Origin of the sequence: Frigoribacterium sp. Leaf44 (assembly GCF_001421865.1) — a bacterium.
In the GTDB taxonomy this organism is placed as follows: Bacteria; Actinomycetota; Actinomycetes; order Actinomycetales; family Microbacteriaceae; genus Frigoribacterium.
In genome coordinates this window covers 310,221-324,634 of record NZ_LMLG01000001.1, presented here as the reverse complement: position 1 = coordinate 324,634, position 14,414 = coordinate 310,221, and the positions used below count along the sequence as shown (strand labels likewise).

Here is a 14,414-nt window from a genome sequence, read left to right as displayed (position 1 = left end):
GCGCCTCCTCGGTTCCGCCGTCGAGGGGAGCCGAGGAGGCGCGGTGCGGGCGAGCGGGGAGGTCAGGCCGGCGTCGACTCCGTTTCGACGGCGCGCGAGACGCGCACCATCTCGTCGCGCTCCACGACCTTGACCCGGGCACGCTCGTGCTCGTGGGCCCCGCCGAGGGCGATCTCGTGCTCGTCGAGCCGGTGCCAGCCCTCGAGGTCGGTGTACTCGACCCCGCGCTGCTCGAGCAGGGCCGGGACTGCCTCGTCGGACGGGTCGACCGGTTGCCACCAGCTGGCCTGGTCGTTGATGAGGTGCTTGACGGTCTCCATCGCGTCGGACTTCGTGTGACCGATGAGGCCGACGGGGCCCCGCTTGATCCACCCGGTGGCGTAGACGCCGGGGACGATCTGGTTCTCGTCGTCCATGACCTGGCCCTCGTGGTTCGGGATCACGCCGCGGTGCTCGTCGAACGGGATGCCGTCGAGCGGCGAGCCGAAGTAGCCGACCGCGCGGTAGATGGCCTGGATCGGCACGTCGCGGAGTTCGCCCGTTCCCTCGACGCCACCCTGGCCGTCCGGCCGGGTGCGCTCGTACCGGAAGGCCGCGACACGACCGTCGGCGTCGCCGACGACCTCGACCGGCTTGGCGTAGAAGTGCAGGTGCAGGCGACGCGACGCCGTGCCGACCTCGCGCTGCCGCCACTGGTTCAGCACCTTGTCGATGACGAAGACCTGCTTGTTGGTCGCGATGGCCGTCTTCGACGCCTCGTCGTGGTCGAAGTCCTCGTCGTACACGATCATGTCGACGTCGCGCACCTCGCCGAGTTCGCGCAGTTCGAGCGGCGTGAACTTGACCTGTGCGGGACCCCGGCGACCGAAGACGTGGACGTCGGTGATCGAGGACTGCTTGAGACCCGCGTAGACGTTGTCGGGGATCTCGGTGGGCAGCAGGTCGTCGGCGTGCTTCGCCAGGATGCGCGAGACGTCGAGGGCGACGTTGCCGACACCGACGACGGCGACCGACGTCGCGTCGAGCGGCCAGGTGCGGGGGAAGTCCGGGTGGCCGTCGAACCAGCTGACGAAGTCTGCCGCGCCGTAGCTGCCCTCGAGGTTGATGCCGGGGATGTCGAGGTCGGCGTCCTTGATGGCACCGGTCGAGAAGATGACGGCGTTGTAGTGCTTGCGCAGGTCGTCGAGCCCGATGTCGACGCCGTAGCGGACGTTGCCGAAGACCCGGATGTCACCGCTGTCGAGCACGTCGCGCAGGGCGTTGACGATGCCCTTGATGCGGGGGTGGTCGGGCGCCACACCGTAGCGCACGAGACCGTAGGGCGCCGGCAGCTGCTCGAAGAGGTCGATCGAGACGTCGAAGGCCTTCTCGGCCTTCGCGAGGATGTCGGCGGCGTAGATGCCGGCCGGTCCGGCGCCGACGATGGCCAGTCGCAAGGTGGTCACGGGTTCTCCCTAGATCTGGGGTGGCTCGGCGAGGCCGGCCGGTTGGACGATGGTGCTCGAGGACGAGACGGACGAGGAGGCGCGGCGCCGGTCAGGCGGACCGCTCGACCACGCGGTCGGCGAAGCGGGTGAGCGCCTTCTTGACGGGCCCGTCGGGCAGCGGCGCCAGGGCGTCGAGGGCCTCTCGGGCCCAGCGGTGGGCCTCGACCCGGGTGCGTTCGGTGACCTCGTGCTCGCGGACCCGTCGGACCAGGTCGGCGAACTCGTCGTCGAGGTGGGCCGTCGCGTCGGCGAGCGGTGCCGACGAGCCGCCCTCGGTGGTCGGTTCGACACCCGACCGCTTCGCCGCCGCACGCGTGGCGTCGACGATCCGGTCGATCTCGGACAAGAGCGACGACGCCTCGAGGTCGGTCTGCGCCAGCTGACGCAGGTACAGCACCGGGAGCGTGACGACGCCCGCCCGCAGGTCGGTGCCGGCCTTCTTGCCGGTCTCGGCGGGCTGGTCGGACAGGTCGATGACGTCGTCGATCAGCTGGAACGCGATGCCGATCTTCTCACCGAACTCGGCGACGGGAGCGAGGTACTCACGCGGTGCACCGCTGAACATGACGCCGGCGCGGGCGGCGGTCGAGATGAGCGACCCCGTCTTGTCGGCGAGCACGTCGATGTAGTGGGCGATCGGGTCGTCTCCCTCGCGCGGGCCGACCGTCTCGTGCAGCTGACCGAGGCAGAGCCGTTCGAAGGTCTCGGCCTGCAGCAGGATGGCCTCTTGGCCGAGCCCCGACACGATCGTGCTGGCCCGGGCGAACAGCAGGTCGCCGGCGAGGATCGCCACGTTGTTGCCCCACACGGTCTGGGCGCTCGGGACCCCCCGACGCATCTGCGCCTCGTCCATGACGTCGTCGTGGTACAGCGAGGCGAGGTGGGTGATCTCGGTGGCCTGCGCCGAGGCGACGATGCCGGGCGTCGCGCCGTCGCCCAGCTGGGCGATGAGCAGCGTCAGCGTCGGCCGGACGCGCTTGCCGCCGGCGGCGAGGAGGTACCGCGTCGTGGCGTCGGCGATGTCGTCGGCGAAGGCGATCTCGCGCAGCAACCCCTCTTCGACGAGCTCGAGGCCGTCGTCGACCGCGGCCACGAAACGACGCTCGGTCGGCGTGGCGAACAGCTTCTCACCGAGGCCGAGCGAACGGCCCAACGAGTTGCGCTGTGCCGGAGGGGCGCCGGCGTTCACGACGTGGCCCGCTTCGACCGCGAGGAGGAGCGCGCGGCACCCGACGCTGGCTTGCGACCGCGGTGCAGGGCGACGATGCCGAAGCTGAGGTCGCGGTGGGCGACCCGGGTGAACCCGGCGCCGCGGATCCACTGACTGAGGACCTGCTGCTCGGGCCACTGCTCGATGGACTCGGCCAGGTACGAGTAGGCCGGCCCGTTGCTGCTGGTGAACTTGGCCACGAGGGGCATGCCGTACTTGAGGTAGGCCCGGTACGCGGCGCGCAGCAGACCGAACGGCGGCGTGGAGAACTCGCAGACGACGAGCCGGCCACCGGGCTTGAGCACGCGGTTCATCTCGGCGAGCGCGACCTTGGGCCGGTTGACGTTGCGCAGCCCGAACGAGATGGTGACGGCGTCGAACGTGTCGTCGTCGAAGGGCAGCGACTCGGCGTTGCCCTCGACGAACTCGAGCTCGGGGTGGCGTTCGCGACCGACCTCGACCATGCCCTTCGAGAAGTCGAGCGCGACGACCTCGGCACCTCGCTGAGCGATGGCCGCCGAGCTGGTGCCCGTGCCCGCTGCGATGTCGAGGACCTTGTCGGCCGGACCGGCGCCGATCGCCTTGACGGTGGCGATGCGCCACAGGACGGCGTTGCCCGCCGAGAGCACGTCGTTCGTGCGGTCGTAGTGGCGCGCGACGCCGTCGAACATCGAGGCGACCTCGTCGGGTTGCTTGTTCATGTCGGCCTTGGTCACGATGGTGGATCCTACCGTCAAGCACTGGGGGTGTCCCGAGTAGGGTCGACGAGTGAAGTCCCCCGCGTCCCGCGTTCCGTCACTCGCCGTCCGCACCACGCGCATCGACCACGTCAGCCCGTTGCTCGACGTCGTCGACCGGTCACGTCCGCTGGTCTTCGTCCGAGGCGGGGCGGGCATGGCGGGCGTCGGCGAGGCCCTCCGCCTCGAGTTCTCCGGGCCCCACCGCATGACCGAGGCCGCCGACGCCTGGCGTGCCGTCGCGGCCGCCGCCACGGTGCACGACGAGGTCGGCGTGCCCGGCACCGGATTGGTCGCGTTCGGCTCGTTCGCGTTCGACGACGAGTCCGCCGAGAAGAGCGTGCTGATCGTCCCGAGCATCGTCATCGGACGGCGCGACGGGGTCGCCTGGATCACGCGGGTGGACGGCGCCGAGCTGCCCCCCGGGAAGCCGGTCGGCGCCTCCGTCCGTCTCTCGCTGGTCGACGGCGCCCTCGGTGCCGACGGCTACGCCCAGGCCGTGGCCCGGGCCGTCGACGCCATCGGCGACGGCCGCGTCAGCAAGGTCGTCCTGGCCCGTGACCTCGTCGGCACGTTGCCACCCGAGGCCGACCTGCGCCTCGTCGCCGCCACCCTGTTGACCGCCTACCCCGACTGCTACGCCTTCGCCGTCGACGGGTTGATCGGGGCCAGCCCCGAGACGCTCGTCAAGTCCGAACGCGGCGAGGTGTCGGCCCGAGTGCTCGCCGGCAGCGCGGCGCGCGGCGTCGACTCGACGACCGACGAGCAGGCCGCCCTCTCGCTGGCGACGTCCCCGAAGGACCTCGACGAGCACGCCTTCGCCCTGCGCAGCCTGCTGCTCTCGCTCGGGCCGCACGCCCGCGACGTCGTGACCGGCGAGCAGCCCTTCACCCTGCGCCTCCCGAATCTCTGGCACCTCGCGAGCGACGTCCGCGGCCGCCTCACCGACGGCTCGAGCTCGCTCGACCTGATCGCCTCGCTGCACCCGACGGCGGCCGTCGCCGGCACCCCGACGCAGGAGGCGCTGGCCCTGATCCGAGAGCTCGAACCGTTCGACCGTGGTCGCTACGCGGGCCCGGTCGGCTGGGTCGGTGCCGACGGCGACGGCGAGTGGGCGATCGCGCTGCGCTGCGCCCAGGTCGATCGGGACGGCTCGGTGCGGGCGTTCGCGGGGGCCGGCGTCGTCGCCGAGTCCGTGCCCGAGCGCGAGGTCGCCGAGACGGCGATGAAGTTCCGCCCCGTGGTCGACGCCTTCAGCCGATGACCGCGCCCACCCCCGCGACGACGTGGTCGCGTCCGGTCGCCCTCGTCGTGGCGGCCGCGTTCTTCATGGAGAACCTCGACGCCACCATCCTCTCGACGGCGACCGCCACGATCGCGACCGACTTCGGCGTCCAGCCCGCGCAACTCGGACTGGCCGTGACCGGCTACCTCGTCGCCGTGGCGGCGTTCATCCCGCTGGGCGCCTGGCTCGCCGAACGCTGGGGCGCCCGCCGCGTGTTCCTCGCGGCCGTCGTGCTCTTCGTCCTCGCCTCGGTCGCCTGTGCCGCGAGCACCGACCTGGTCGCCCTCACGGCCTCCCGGGTCGTGCAGGGCTTCGCGGGAAGCATGATGGTGCCCATCGGTCGTCTGATCGTCCTGCGCAGCACCGAGAAGTCCGAGCTGATCCGAGCGATCGCCTACCTCACCTGGCCCGCGCTCGTGGCACCCGTCGTGGCGCCGCTGCTCGGAGGACTGCTCACCGAGCACCTCGGGTGGCAGTGGGTGTTCCTGGTCAACGTCCCGGTCGGCCTCGCGCTGCTCGTGGTCGCCTGGAGGGTCGTCCCCTCTCCCGAGGTCGGTGACCGCCAGCCGCTCGACCTGGTCGGTCTGGTGCTCGTGGCGGGGTCGATCGTGGCGCTGGTGCTCGCGTTCGAGCTGCTCGGCGAGCCCACGACGCTCCTACCCGGCGTGCTGCTGGCCGTGCTGGCGGTGGTGCTCGGCCTCGTGGCCGTGCGGTGGTTCCGTCGGGCGGCGCACCCGTTGCTCGACCTCACGGCCTTCCGCATCGGGTCGTTCCGCGTGACGAACCTCAGCGGATCGCTCTACCGGGCCGTCGTGAACGGCATCCCCTTCGTCGTCCCGCTGCTGCTGCAGGACGGTTTCGGCTGGTCGCCGGTCGAGGCGGGCCTCATGCTGATGTGGGTGTTCGTCGGCAACCTGGCCGTCAAACCGTTCACGACGCCACTGCTGAAGCGGTTCCGCGTCGTCCCGATCATCGTCGTCGCGACAGTGGCCCTCGCGGCGACCTTCGTCGCGGCCGCGCTGGTCGGCCCCGACACCTCGCCGGTCGTCGTGGCGGGGGTCCTGCTGCTCAGCGGCGTCTTCCGGTCCGTCGGATTCACGGCCTACAACACCCTGCAGTTCGCCGACGTCCCCGCCGAGATGATCGGCCCGGCGAACGCCATCGCGTCCATCACGAGCCAGCTCGCCGTGGGGCTCGGCGTCGCCGCGACGGCCCTCGCCGTCCGCGTGGCCGACCTCGTGGCGTCGGCCGACGGCCCGGCAGCCGCGGCGTCCGGGTACCAGGCCGCGTTGATCGTCCTGGCCGTGCTGGCCCTGCTCAGCCTGATCGAGGGGCTGCGGCTGCCCACGGGGACGGGCGACGCGTTGCGGACCCGCGCCTCCTAGCCTCTTGATGTCGTCGGCCGGTGCGCCGGCTACGAGGTGGCGAGCTTGGTCTTCTCGAGCTCGACGTCGAACTGCGCGACGGGCCAGTCGAGCCCGCGCGACGCGAGGGCGTCGGTCAGCAGCTTCTGCACGGCGATCCGGGCGTACCACTTGCGGTCGGCCGGGACGATGAACCACGGGGCGGTCTCGGTCGAGGTGCGACGGATCGCCGTCTCGTAGGCGTCCTGGTAGTCGTTCCAGACGAGACGCTCCTCCAGGTCGCCGGGGTTGTACTTCCAGTGCTTGTCGGGGCGGTCGAGCCGGTCGGCGAGGCGTTCCTTCTGCTCGTCGGACGAGATGTGCAGCATCACCTTGACCAGGGTGGTGCCGTTCGCGACGAGCTCGTCCTCGAACGCGACGATGTCGGCGTACCGCTGCTCGATGTCTTCGGGCGGGGCCAGGCGACGGACCTTGCCGATCAGCACGTCCTCGTAGTGCGAGCGGTCGAACACCCCGATCATGCCGGGGCCGGGCAGCTCGCGCCGCACCCGCCACAGGAAGTCGTGCGCGAGCTCGTCGGGGGTCGGTGCCTTGAACGCGTGGTGGGCGACGCCCTGGGGGTCGACGGCCCCGACGACGTGTCGGACGATGCCGCCCTTGCCCGCGGTGTCCATCGCCTGCAGGACGAGCAGGACGTTGCCGGTGCTGCCCCCGCTGCGGCTCTGTGCGAACAGCTTCTCCTGCAGCTCGCCCAGGGTCTCGCGGCCCGACTCGAGCGCCTGCTGCGCATACGCCTTGTCACCCGCGAAACCCGGGGTGGACGAGGTGTCGACGTCGGCGAGCACGAAGCCCTCACCGGCTCGGAGGGACTGGGAGGGAGGGGTCGTCCACGTCTTGGCCATGCCCCCGACCCTACGGCCGAGCGCCCCGATCCGCCCCGTCGTGGGGTGGACGGTCAGCGAGAGAGGGGGACCTCGATCACCACCGGGCCGTCGTACCGGGCGACGAGAGCCTGGTCGAGCTCTGCCCGCGTGGCCGCCTCGACGTGCCGCCAGCCGTAGGCGAGGGCGAGAGCCGCGAGGTCGACCTCGTGCGGGGTGAACTGCACACGGGTCATCGCCTCGGGCGACGCCGTGGCCGCGACCTCGAGTCCGTCGAAGATGGTGCCGCCCCCGTCGTTGCCGACGACCACCTGCAGCCGGGGCCTGGTCTCACCGAGGCCGAGGAGCATCGAGCCGACGTCGTGCAGCAACGTCAGGTCGCCGACGAGCACCCGGGTGGTGCCGGCTGCGGGGTCGTCGCGCTGGCTGGCGAGAGCCATGCCCGTGGCGGTCGCGATCGTGCCGTCGATGCCCGCGAGCCCCCGGTTGGCGTGCACGGGGATCTTCTTGCCCGGCACGACCTGGTCGAGCTCGCGGATCAACCTCGACGCCCCCAGCACGAGTCGGTCGTGCGGCCAGCTGACGCGCCAGAGGGCCTCGGCCAGGGCTCGACGCGTGATCGGCCGCCGCAGCAGCTGGACCTCGCGACGCAGGAACTCGGCCTGCTCGGCCGCTTCGCTCCGATCGGACGATCCCTCGACCGTGGTGGCGTCGGTCTCGTCGGGGTCCTGCCGGGCGGCCTCGGCCTCGAGCAGCCGACGACCGGTGTGGACCCAGCGCCCCACCCACGCACGGTGGGCGGCGTCGTCGGTCGAACCGGACCCCGAGGAGGCGCGGGTCACCTCGACGGCCTCGACCACGCGGGCCGAGCGACTCGGGTCGTAGGCCTCGGCCCCCGCCGCACGGACGACGACGACCTCGACCCCGTCGCGGGTGAGCAGCGAGGGGATCTGACGGCTGAGGGTGGGGTGTCCGAAGACCACCACCCGACGGACGCGACCGCCGAAGTCGGCGTCGTCGAGCAGGGCACGGTACGACGAGACCAGGTGCGGCCCGAAGCGCGCCCCGCTCGAGACCTCGGCCACGAGCGGGGCGCCCAGTGCCCTGGCGACGGCCTCGGCCTCGGGCCCGGCGGCGTGCCCGGCGACGACCAGGGTCGCGGGGTCGGTGTCGACCTCGAGGGCGGTCGGTGCCGCGGTGGGCGCGAGCTCGATCGGCTCGGGGCGGGCGGCGGGCAACGACTGCTCGCCGGACGACAGGGGCTCGCGGAACGCGACGTTCAGCTGGACCGGGCCGCGTGACCGCCCGAGGGCGCCGTGGGAGTCGCCGCCGAGGGCCTCGGCGACGGCCTCTCGGGCGAGGGTGCGGACGGCTTCGTGGTCGATCGGACCGGAGCGCGGTGCCTCGACGTCGCGCACCCAGCCGACGGCGCTCGCGAAGAGACCCGGTTGCACCGTGGTCTGGTTCGCGCCGATCCCGCGCATCTCGCGGGGACGGTCGGCGCTCAGCACGATCAGCGGCACACCCGAGTGGTGTGCCTCGAGCACGGCAGGGTGGAGGTTCGCCACGGCGGTGCCCGACGTGGTGATCACGACGCTCGGGACGCCCGTCTCGGCGGCGAGGCCGAGTGCGAGGAACCCACCCGAGCGCTCGTCGATGCGGACGTGGACCGTCAGCCGACCGGCCGTCTCGAACTCGGCGGCGGCGAGGGCCAGGGCCTGGCTGCGGGAGCCGGGGCTGAGCACCACGTCACGGACCCCGGCATCGGTGAGGGACGCGAGCAGCGACAGGGCGTACTCGGTCGACGGGCTGGTCACTTACTGCTTGCCGGTCTTGTCGTCGTTGTCGAGGTCGAGCAGCTCTTGTTCGAGTCGACGGATGCGCTCGTCGGTCGTCTCGCGGTCGAGGTCGCTCGTGGTGCGCCAGGACGTCCCGGAGAACTCGGGGTCGTCGTCGGGTGCCACGGTGCGCGTAGTGGCGGGGCGGCCGCTCTTGCGCGCCCGCCCGAGCACGAACCACAGCACGGCCCCGATGACGGGGAGGAGGACGATGATGACGGCCCAGAGCGGCTTGTTGAGTGCCCGGAACCGTGAGGCGTCGGCGAACAGGCAGTCGATAAGCGCGAAGATGACGAATGCCGCCGCGGCGACGATGCCCACGATGAAGAGCCTGACCATGGACCGAGCCTAGTTCTCGATCCGGTGCAACGCCTGATGGTCGGTCGGCCGTTGCGGAGCTGTGACGTACGGCTCCCGGGGTGCTGCACCGCGCCTCCTCGGCCGGCGGTCCGGGTTCGCGCGGGCCGTCCGCCGCGCGGCGGGCGCACACCTCGCGGACCGTAGACTCCTCGTCGTGAAACCCTGGCTCAAGTACTCGATCGTCCGCCTCGGCCTGTTCGCCGTCGTGCTGGGCCTCCTGCTGGTGCTGAGGTTCGACCCCTTCTGGGCCACGCTGATCGCGGCGGTCGTCGGGTTCTGCGTCTCGTACCTGTTCTTCGCACCCCTGCGCCGCAAGGTCGCCCTCGACCTCGCCGACCGCCGGTCGCGCCCGGCGAAGCTCGACGACGACTCGGTCGCCGAGGACGAGGCGATCGCCGAGGACGCGGGCGACGCCGATCGCGCGCGCCGCCTCGACGGTCAGGCCTGATCCTCTCGGGCCGAACGCCCGGGGCAGATCCTGGAAGAGCAGACCCCTAGAAGAAGAGGGCGGCCGACAGGGCCAGTGCCCAGACCAGTGCCGTCAACGACGACAGCTGCAGGGCGAGGATGAGCTCCCGTGGGGTCTTGCCCGTGACGCCGATGACCGCGGCGGGCACCGCGACGACGAGCGTGAAGTAGACGTAGGGCGCGTGCAGGTACAGGAAGGCGAAGTACACGAGGATGAAGAACGGCAGCAGCAGGAAGAGCGCGTAGAGCGCCCGGGCCACCGGGTCGCCGACGACGACCGCGAGGGTGCGCTTGCCGGCGGCGGTGTCTTGCGGGATGTCGCGCACGTTGTTGATCATCAGGACCGCGCAGGCGAACAGCCCGGCGGCGACCCCCGCCACCCAGGCGTCGAACGGGAACTCTCGCAGCTGCACGAACGTCGTGCCGACGGTCGCGACGAGCCCGAAGAACACGAAGACGAAGAGCTCACCCAGGGCGTTGTAGCCGTAGGGCCGTTTGCCGCCCGTGTAGAACCACGCGGCGACGACCGCGGCGGCACCGACGGCGAGCAGCCACCAGATCTGGGTGATGACGACGACGACGACACCGGCGACGGCCGCGAGGGCGAAGAACGCGAGCGCCACCTTCAGCACGGTCTTCGGGCGGACGCTGCCCGAACCGGTCAGGCGTGAGGGCCCGACCCGGAAGTCGTCGGTGCCGCGGATGCCGTCCGAGTAGTCGTTCGAGTAGTTGACGCCGACCTGCAGGAACACCGCGACGGCGAGGCAGAGCAGCGCCAGGGTGAGGTCCCAGCCGCCGTTCGCCCGAGCGACGCCGGTGCCGAGGGCGACCGGGGCGATGCCCAGGGGCAGGGTGCGCAGGCGCGCACCGCCGATCCAGTCGCCGGCGGTCACTCGACGGGCCGGCTGCTTGCCGGGCCGCCCGCCGGGTCGGCCACCGGGGCGGCCGCTGCGCTTGGGGGTCGGGGTCTTCGTCTTCGCCACGGGGTCGAGTCTAGTTCGCAGCCGGCTATCAGCTTGCCGCGAGATCGGCGACCAGGCGGGTCAGGGCCACCCGGTCCGGCTTGCCGCTCGCGAGCAGGGGCACCGTGTCGACCCGGACGATGCGGTCGGGTGCCGCGGCACGACCGGCGACGGCCGCCACCGCGGACCGCAAGGCCGCGAGGTCGTCGGCCGCCGGGTCATCGTCCGCCGGGTCGTCGGCCTCCGTCGGCACAGGAGGCGCGGCGTCGGTGACCACGACGGGCACCTCGCCCCACCGGGCGTGCGCCGCGCGGACGACCACGGCGTCGGCGAGCCCCGGCTGCTCGCGCACGACCCGCTCGACGACGCCGAGCGAGACCTTCTCACCGCCCGAGACGATCACGTCGTCGAGCCGGCCGCTGACGGTCAGCACCCCGTCGGGCGACACCGTGCCCGCGTCGCCCGTGCGGTACCACCGCAGGCCGTCGCGCGTGACGAAGGCCGCGGCCGTGCGCTCGGGATCGTCGAGGTACCCCTCGGCCAGCGACGGCCCGCTCAGCTCGACCTGGCCGTCGACGACCTCGACACGGGTGCGGCCCACGGGCACGCCGTCGTACACGCACCCGCCGCTGGTCTCGCTCGACCCGTAGGTGCGCACGACGGTGACGCCCAGCCGGCGAGCCCGCTCCACGAGGGCTGCGGGGGTCGCCTGGCCGCCCACCAGCAGGGCGTCGAAGCGGCGCAGCACGTCCGCCACGGCACGATCGGCCTCGGCGGCGTCGAGCGCCGTCGAGAGTTGGGCCGGCACGAGGGACGAGTACCGCACGGCGTGATCGAGCCGCTCGGCGGCGGCGACGAAGGCACCGATGTCGAAGTGCCCCGGCGCGAGCAGGGCCGGCTCGGTCCCGGCGGCGAGCGAACGGACCAGCACGTTCAGGCCCGCGACGTAGTGCGCCGGCAGGGCGAGCACCCACTGCCCCGGCCCGGCCAGGGCGCCGTCGGCCGCGGCGGCACCGGCGAGCACGGCGTCGGAGGACACCGCCACGCGCTTGGGGCGTCCGCTCGAGCCGCTGGTCTCGACGACCAGCGACACCGCCTGCGGCACGACCCCGGGCAGGTCCACGGGCACTCGGTCGTCGGTCCGGGGGGCCACGGCGGGACCACCTTCGAGCGCGACCCGGAGCGCGTCGAGCACGGCACCGGGGTCACGCGCGTCGACGGGGAGCAGGGGGCGGGTCACGCGCCGCACCTCTGAAAGGACCGTCGGAGGCGACGCGAACGGTCGCCCGGCCCTGACGGGCTCGCCACCGCGGACGCGGACATCAGTACTGCCAGGGGAAGGGCGACCAGTCGGGCGCGCGCTTCTCGAGGAACGAGTCGCGCCCCTCGACGGCCTCGTCGGTGCCGTAGGCCAGACGGGTCGCCTCGCCCGCGAAGACCTGCTGACCGACGATGCCGTCGTCGGTCGCGTTGAAGGCGAACTTGAGCATGCGGATGGCGGTCGGGGACTTCGTCAGGATGGTCCGGGCCATCTCGAGCGCCTCGCGTTCGAGGTCGGCGTGCGGCACGACGCGGTTCACGGCCCCCATCTGGTAGGCGCGATCGGCGCTGTACTCTTCGGCGAGGAAGAACACCTCGCGTGCGAACTTCTGCCCGATCTGTTTGGCGAAGTAGGCGCTGCCGTACCCCGCGTCGAACGAGCCCACGTCGGCGTCGGTCTGCTTGAACCTGCCGTGCTCGCGACTGGCGATCGTCAGGTCGCAGACGACGTGCAGCGAGTGGCCGCCACCCGCCGCCCACCCGGGCACCACGGCGATGACGACCTTGGGCATGAACCGGATCAGACGCTGCACCTCGAGGATGTGCAGTCGACCGGCCGACGCCGGATCGGGCACGTTCGCCTGGTCGCCCTCGGCCTTGTAGCCGTCACGACCACGGATGCGCTGGTCCCCGCCGCTGCAGAACGCCCAGCCGCCGTCCTTCGCGCTGGGACCGTTGCCCGTGAGCAGGACGACCCCGATGCGGCTGTTCATGCGGGCGTCGTCGAGCACCCGGTAGAGCTCGTCGACCGTGTGCGGCCGGAACGCGTTGCGCACCTCGGGACGGTCGAAGGCCACGCGGGCCACGCGGCCGTCGACGCTGTGGTGGTAGGTGACGTCGGTCAGGGCGTCGAAGCCCTCGACGCTGCGCCACTCGGTCGGATCGAACAGGTCGGACACCTCGGAAGCCATGTCGCCAGCCTACCGACGGGGTCCGACGTCGCCCCGACCGCGGTGGCCCGCGGTCAGACCGTCGAGACGAACCGACCGATCAGCCAGACGAGCACGAACGGGTTCGACAGCGAACTGAGGACCACCGCGGCCACACCCCACCAGCGGCCGCGGCGCATGACGACGGCCATCAGCCCGACGACCCCGACGACGATCGAGGCCAGCAGGGTGACGAGGGCGAGGACGGCGGCGGGGCTCACGGCGTCCGCGGCGAGGAGGCCCAGGGCCAGCCCGTCCAGGGCGAGCAGCACGGTCGCCAGGACGAACGTGACGACGCCCAGCCGTCGGCTGCGCGGAGGCCGGTCGACCACGTCGTGACCGGGGCCGTCGAAGACCTGGAGCCCGTCCGACTGCGACGCGGCGGAGCCGCCGCCGTCACGCCCACGGGTGGGGAGCTCGTCGTCCGACCACTCCGGTTCTCGGGCGGGTACGGGTTCGCGGTCGACCATGACGCACGACCTTACCGGGGTCGCCGGTGCGACACTGAACGGATGCCGACCGTCGACCGCGCACCGTCCACCACTCCCCCGCTGCCGCCCCTGGCCGAACTGGTCGAGGGTGCCCACGTCGTCCGCCTCCCCCTCCGCACGCGGTTCCGCGGGCTCGACGAGCGCGAGGCCCTGCTGGTCGAGGGCCCGTCGGGCTGGACCGAGTTCAGCCCCTTCCTCGAGTACGGGCCGGCCGAGTCGGCAGCCTGGCTCGCGGCCACGATCGACTTCGGCTGGGGCCGACTCCCCGACGTGGGTGTCCGACGGGTGGCGGTCAACGCCACCCTGCCGGCGGTCGCCGCCGACCGGGTGCCCGACGTGCTCGCCCGCTACCGGGGCTGCCGGACGGTCAAGGTCAAGGTCGCCGAACGCGGACAGACCCTCGCGGACGACATCGCCCGCGTCGCCGCGGCCCGCGAGTGGGTCGGCCCCGAGGGCCACGTCCGCGTCGACGCCAACGGGGGCTGGTCGGTCGAGTCGGCCGAGGAGGCGCTGGTCGGCCTGGCACCGTACGCCCTGGAATACGCGGAACAGCCGTGCGCCACGGTGCCCGAGCTCGCCGAGCTGCGACGCCGCGTCTCGGGGCTGGGCGTCCCCGTCGCGGCCGACGAGAGCGTCCGGAAGGCCGACGACCCGTTGGCCGTCGCCCGGGCCGGTGCCGCGGACCTGCTCGTAATCAAGGCTCAACCGCTCCGTGGCGTCACCGCCGCGCTCCGGATCGTCGCCGCGGCCGGGCTGCCCGTCGTCGTCTCGAGCGCCCTCGACACGTCGGTCGGGCTCAGCATGGGCGCGCACCTCGCCGCCGCCGTGCCGGACCTCCGCCACGACTGCGGTCTCGGCACGGCCGCCCTGCTCGGGGCCGACGTGACGCGCGATCCCCTGCTGCCCGCCGACGGGGCGGTCGACGTGCGCCGTGTCGACGTCGACGTCGACCTGCTCCGCCGTCACGCGGTGGACGACGACCGACGGGGGATGTGGCTGGACCGGCTTCGCGCCTCCTACGCGGTGCTCGCCGACTGACGTCGGTTCACGCGGCTCATCGGGCGACGCCGAGGCGCCGGTCG

14 protein-coding genes are annotated in these 14,414 nt (G+C 72.4%); 4 read left to right on the top strand and 10 right to left on the bottom strand.

Translation table 11 applies throughout. From position 1 onward, the window contains the following. Positions 1-62: 62 nt before the first annotated feature. From ASE87_RS01585 to ubiE, 3 genes are all read right to left on the bottom strand, one after another. Positions 63-1,445: an FAD-dependent oxidoreductase gene (locus ASE87_RS01585; protein WP_056225426.1), complete on the bottom strand. Its 1,383-nt coding sequence runs from the start codon at positions 1,443-1,445 to the stop codon at positions 63-65. Between the two features lie 91 nt (positions 1,446-1,536). Further along, a complete protein-coding gene (locus ASE87_RS01580) occupies positions 1,537-2,676 on the bottom strand; it encodes a polyprenyl synthetase family protein (protein ID WP_056225422.1) in 1,140 nt (379 codons plus the stop codon). Continuing rightward, positions 2,673-3,413 carry a bifunctional demethylmenaquinone methyltransferase/2-methoxy-6-polyprenyl-1,4-benzoquinol methylase UbiE gene (gene ubiE / locus ASE87_RS01575; RefSeq protein WP_231567022.1) on the bottom strand — a complete coding sequence of 247 codons (741 nt, stop codon included), beginning with the start codon at positions 3,411-3,413 and terminating at the stop codon, positions 2,673-2,675. Before ubiE ends, ASE87_RS01580 begins: the two co-directional genes overlap by 4 nt. A gap of 52 nt (positions 3,414-3,465) precedes the next feature. Here ubiE and ASE87_RS01570 point away from each other — a divergent pair, with 52 nt between their 5' ends. Together ASE87_RS01570 and ASE87_RS01565 are read left to right on the top strand one after the other, a co-directional pair. After that, positions 3,466-4,698 carry an isochorismate synthase MenF gene (locus ASE87_RS01570; protein ID WP_043592970.1) on the top strand — a complete coding sequence of 411 codons (1,233 nt, stop codon included), beginning with the start codon at positions 3,466-3,468 and terminating at the stop codon, positions 4,696-4,698. Beyond that, the gene (locus ASE87_RS01565) at positions 4,695-6,104 is read left to right on the top strand and encodes an MFS transporter (protein ID WP_056225419.1); all 1,410 of its coding nucleotides are present in this window, start codon (positions 4,695-4,697) and stop codon (positions 6,102-6,104) included. The genes ASE87_RS01570 and ASE87_RS01565 overlap by 4 nt, the downstream gene beginning before the upstream one ends. Before the next feature lie 29 nt (positions 6,105-6,133). On the opposite strand, the gene ASE87_RS01560 is transcribed toward ASE87_RS01565, so the two are convergent. The 3 genes from ASE87_RS01560 to ASE87_RS01550 are packed head-to-tail and all read right to left on the bottom strand — an operon-like array spanning position 6,134 to position 9,141. Further along, a complete protein-coding gene (locus ASE87_RS01560) occupies positions 6,134-6,985 on the bottom strand; it encodes a PPK2 family polyphosphate kinase (protein WP_056225416.1) in 852 nt (283 codons plus the stop codon). A 53-nt stretch (positions 6,986-7,038) separates the two neighbouring features. After that, entirely contained in the window at positions 7,039-8,781 is a 1,743-nt protein-coding gene (menD, locus tag ASE87_RS01555) for a 2-succinyl-5-enolpyruvyl-6-hydroxy-3-cyclohexene-1-carboxylic-acid synthase (protein ID WP_056225413.1), read from the bottom strand. Next, a complete protein-coding gene (locus ASE87_RS01550) occupies positions 8,782-9,141 on the bottom strand; it encodes a PLD nuclease N-terminal domain-containing protein (RefSeq protein WP_043592976.1) in 360 nt (119 codons plus the stop codon). 175 nt (positions 9,142-9,316) lie between these two features. On the opposite strand from ASE87_RS01550, the gene ASE87_RS01545 reads away from it, so the two are divergent. Further along, entirely contained in the window at positions 9,317-9,610 is a 294-nt protein-coding gene (locus tag ASE87_RS01545; RefSeq protein WP_056225410.1) for a DUF4229 domain-containing protein, read from the top strand. Between the two features lie 46 nt (positions 9,611-9,656). Here the strand turns inward: ASE87_RS01545 and ASE87_RS01540 are convergent, their stop codons facing one another. The 4 genes from ASE87_RS01540 to ASE87_RS01525 all read right to left on the bottom strand — a co-directional run bounded on the left by ASE87_RS01540 (position 9,657) and on the right by ASE87_RS01525 (position 13,311). Further along, positions 9,657-10,613 carry a 1,4-dihydroxy-2-naphthoate polyprenyltransferase gene (locus tag ASE87_RS01540; protein ID WP_137847617.1) on the bottom strand — a complete coding sequence of 319 codons (957 nt, stop codon included), beginning with the start codon at positions 10,611-10,613 and terminating at the stop codon, positions 9,657-9,659. Positions 10,614-10,641: 28 nt separating this feature from the next. Beyond that, the gene (locus ASE87_RS01535) at positions 10,642-11,832 is read right to left on the bottom strand and encodes an AMP-binding protein (protein ID WP_056225403.1); all 1,191 of its coding nucleotides are present in this window, start codon (positions 11,830-11,832) and stop codon (positions 10,642-10,644) included. Positions 11,833-11,914: 82 nt separating this feature from the next. Further along, positions 11,915-12,823 carry a 1,4-dihydroxy-2-naphthoyl-CoA synthase gene (locus ASE87_RS01530; protein WP_043592984.1) on the bottom strand — a complete coding sequence of 303 codons (909 nt, stop codon included), beginning with the start codon at positions 12,821-12,823 and terminating at the stop codon, positions 11,915-11,917. A gap of 53 nt (positions 12,824-12,876) precedes the next feature. Continuing rightward, a complete protein-coding gene (locus tag ASE87_RS01525) occupies positions 12,877-13,311 on the bottom strand; it encodes a hypothetical protein (RefSeq protein WP_056225400.1) in 435 nt (144 codons plus the stop codon). A gap of 42 nt (positions 13,312-13,353) precedes the next feature. On the opposite strand from ASE87_RS01525, the gene ASE87_RS01520 reads away from it, so the two are divergent. After that, a complete protein-coding gene (locus ASE87_RS01520; protein WP_056225397.1) occupies positions 13,354-14,370 on the top strand; it encodes an o-succinylbenzoate synthase in 1,017 nt (338 codons plus the stop codon). Positions 14,371-14,414: the final 44 nt, after the last annotated feature.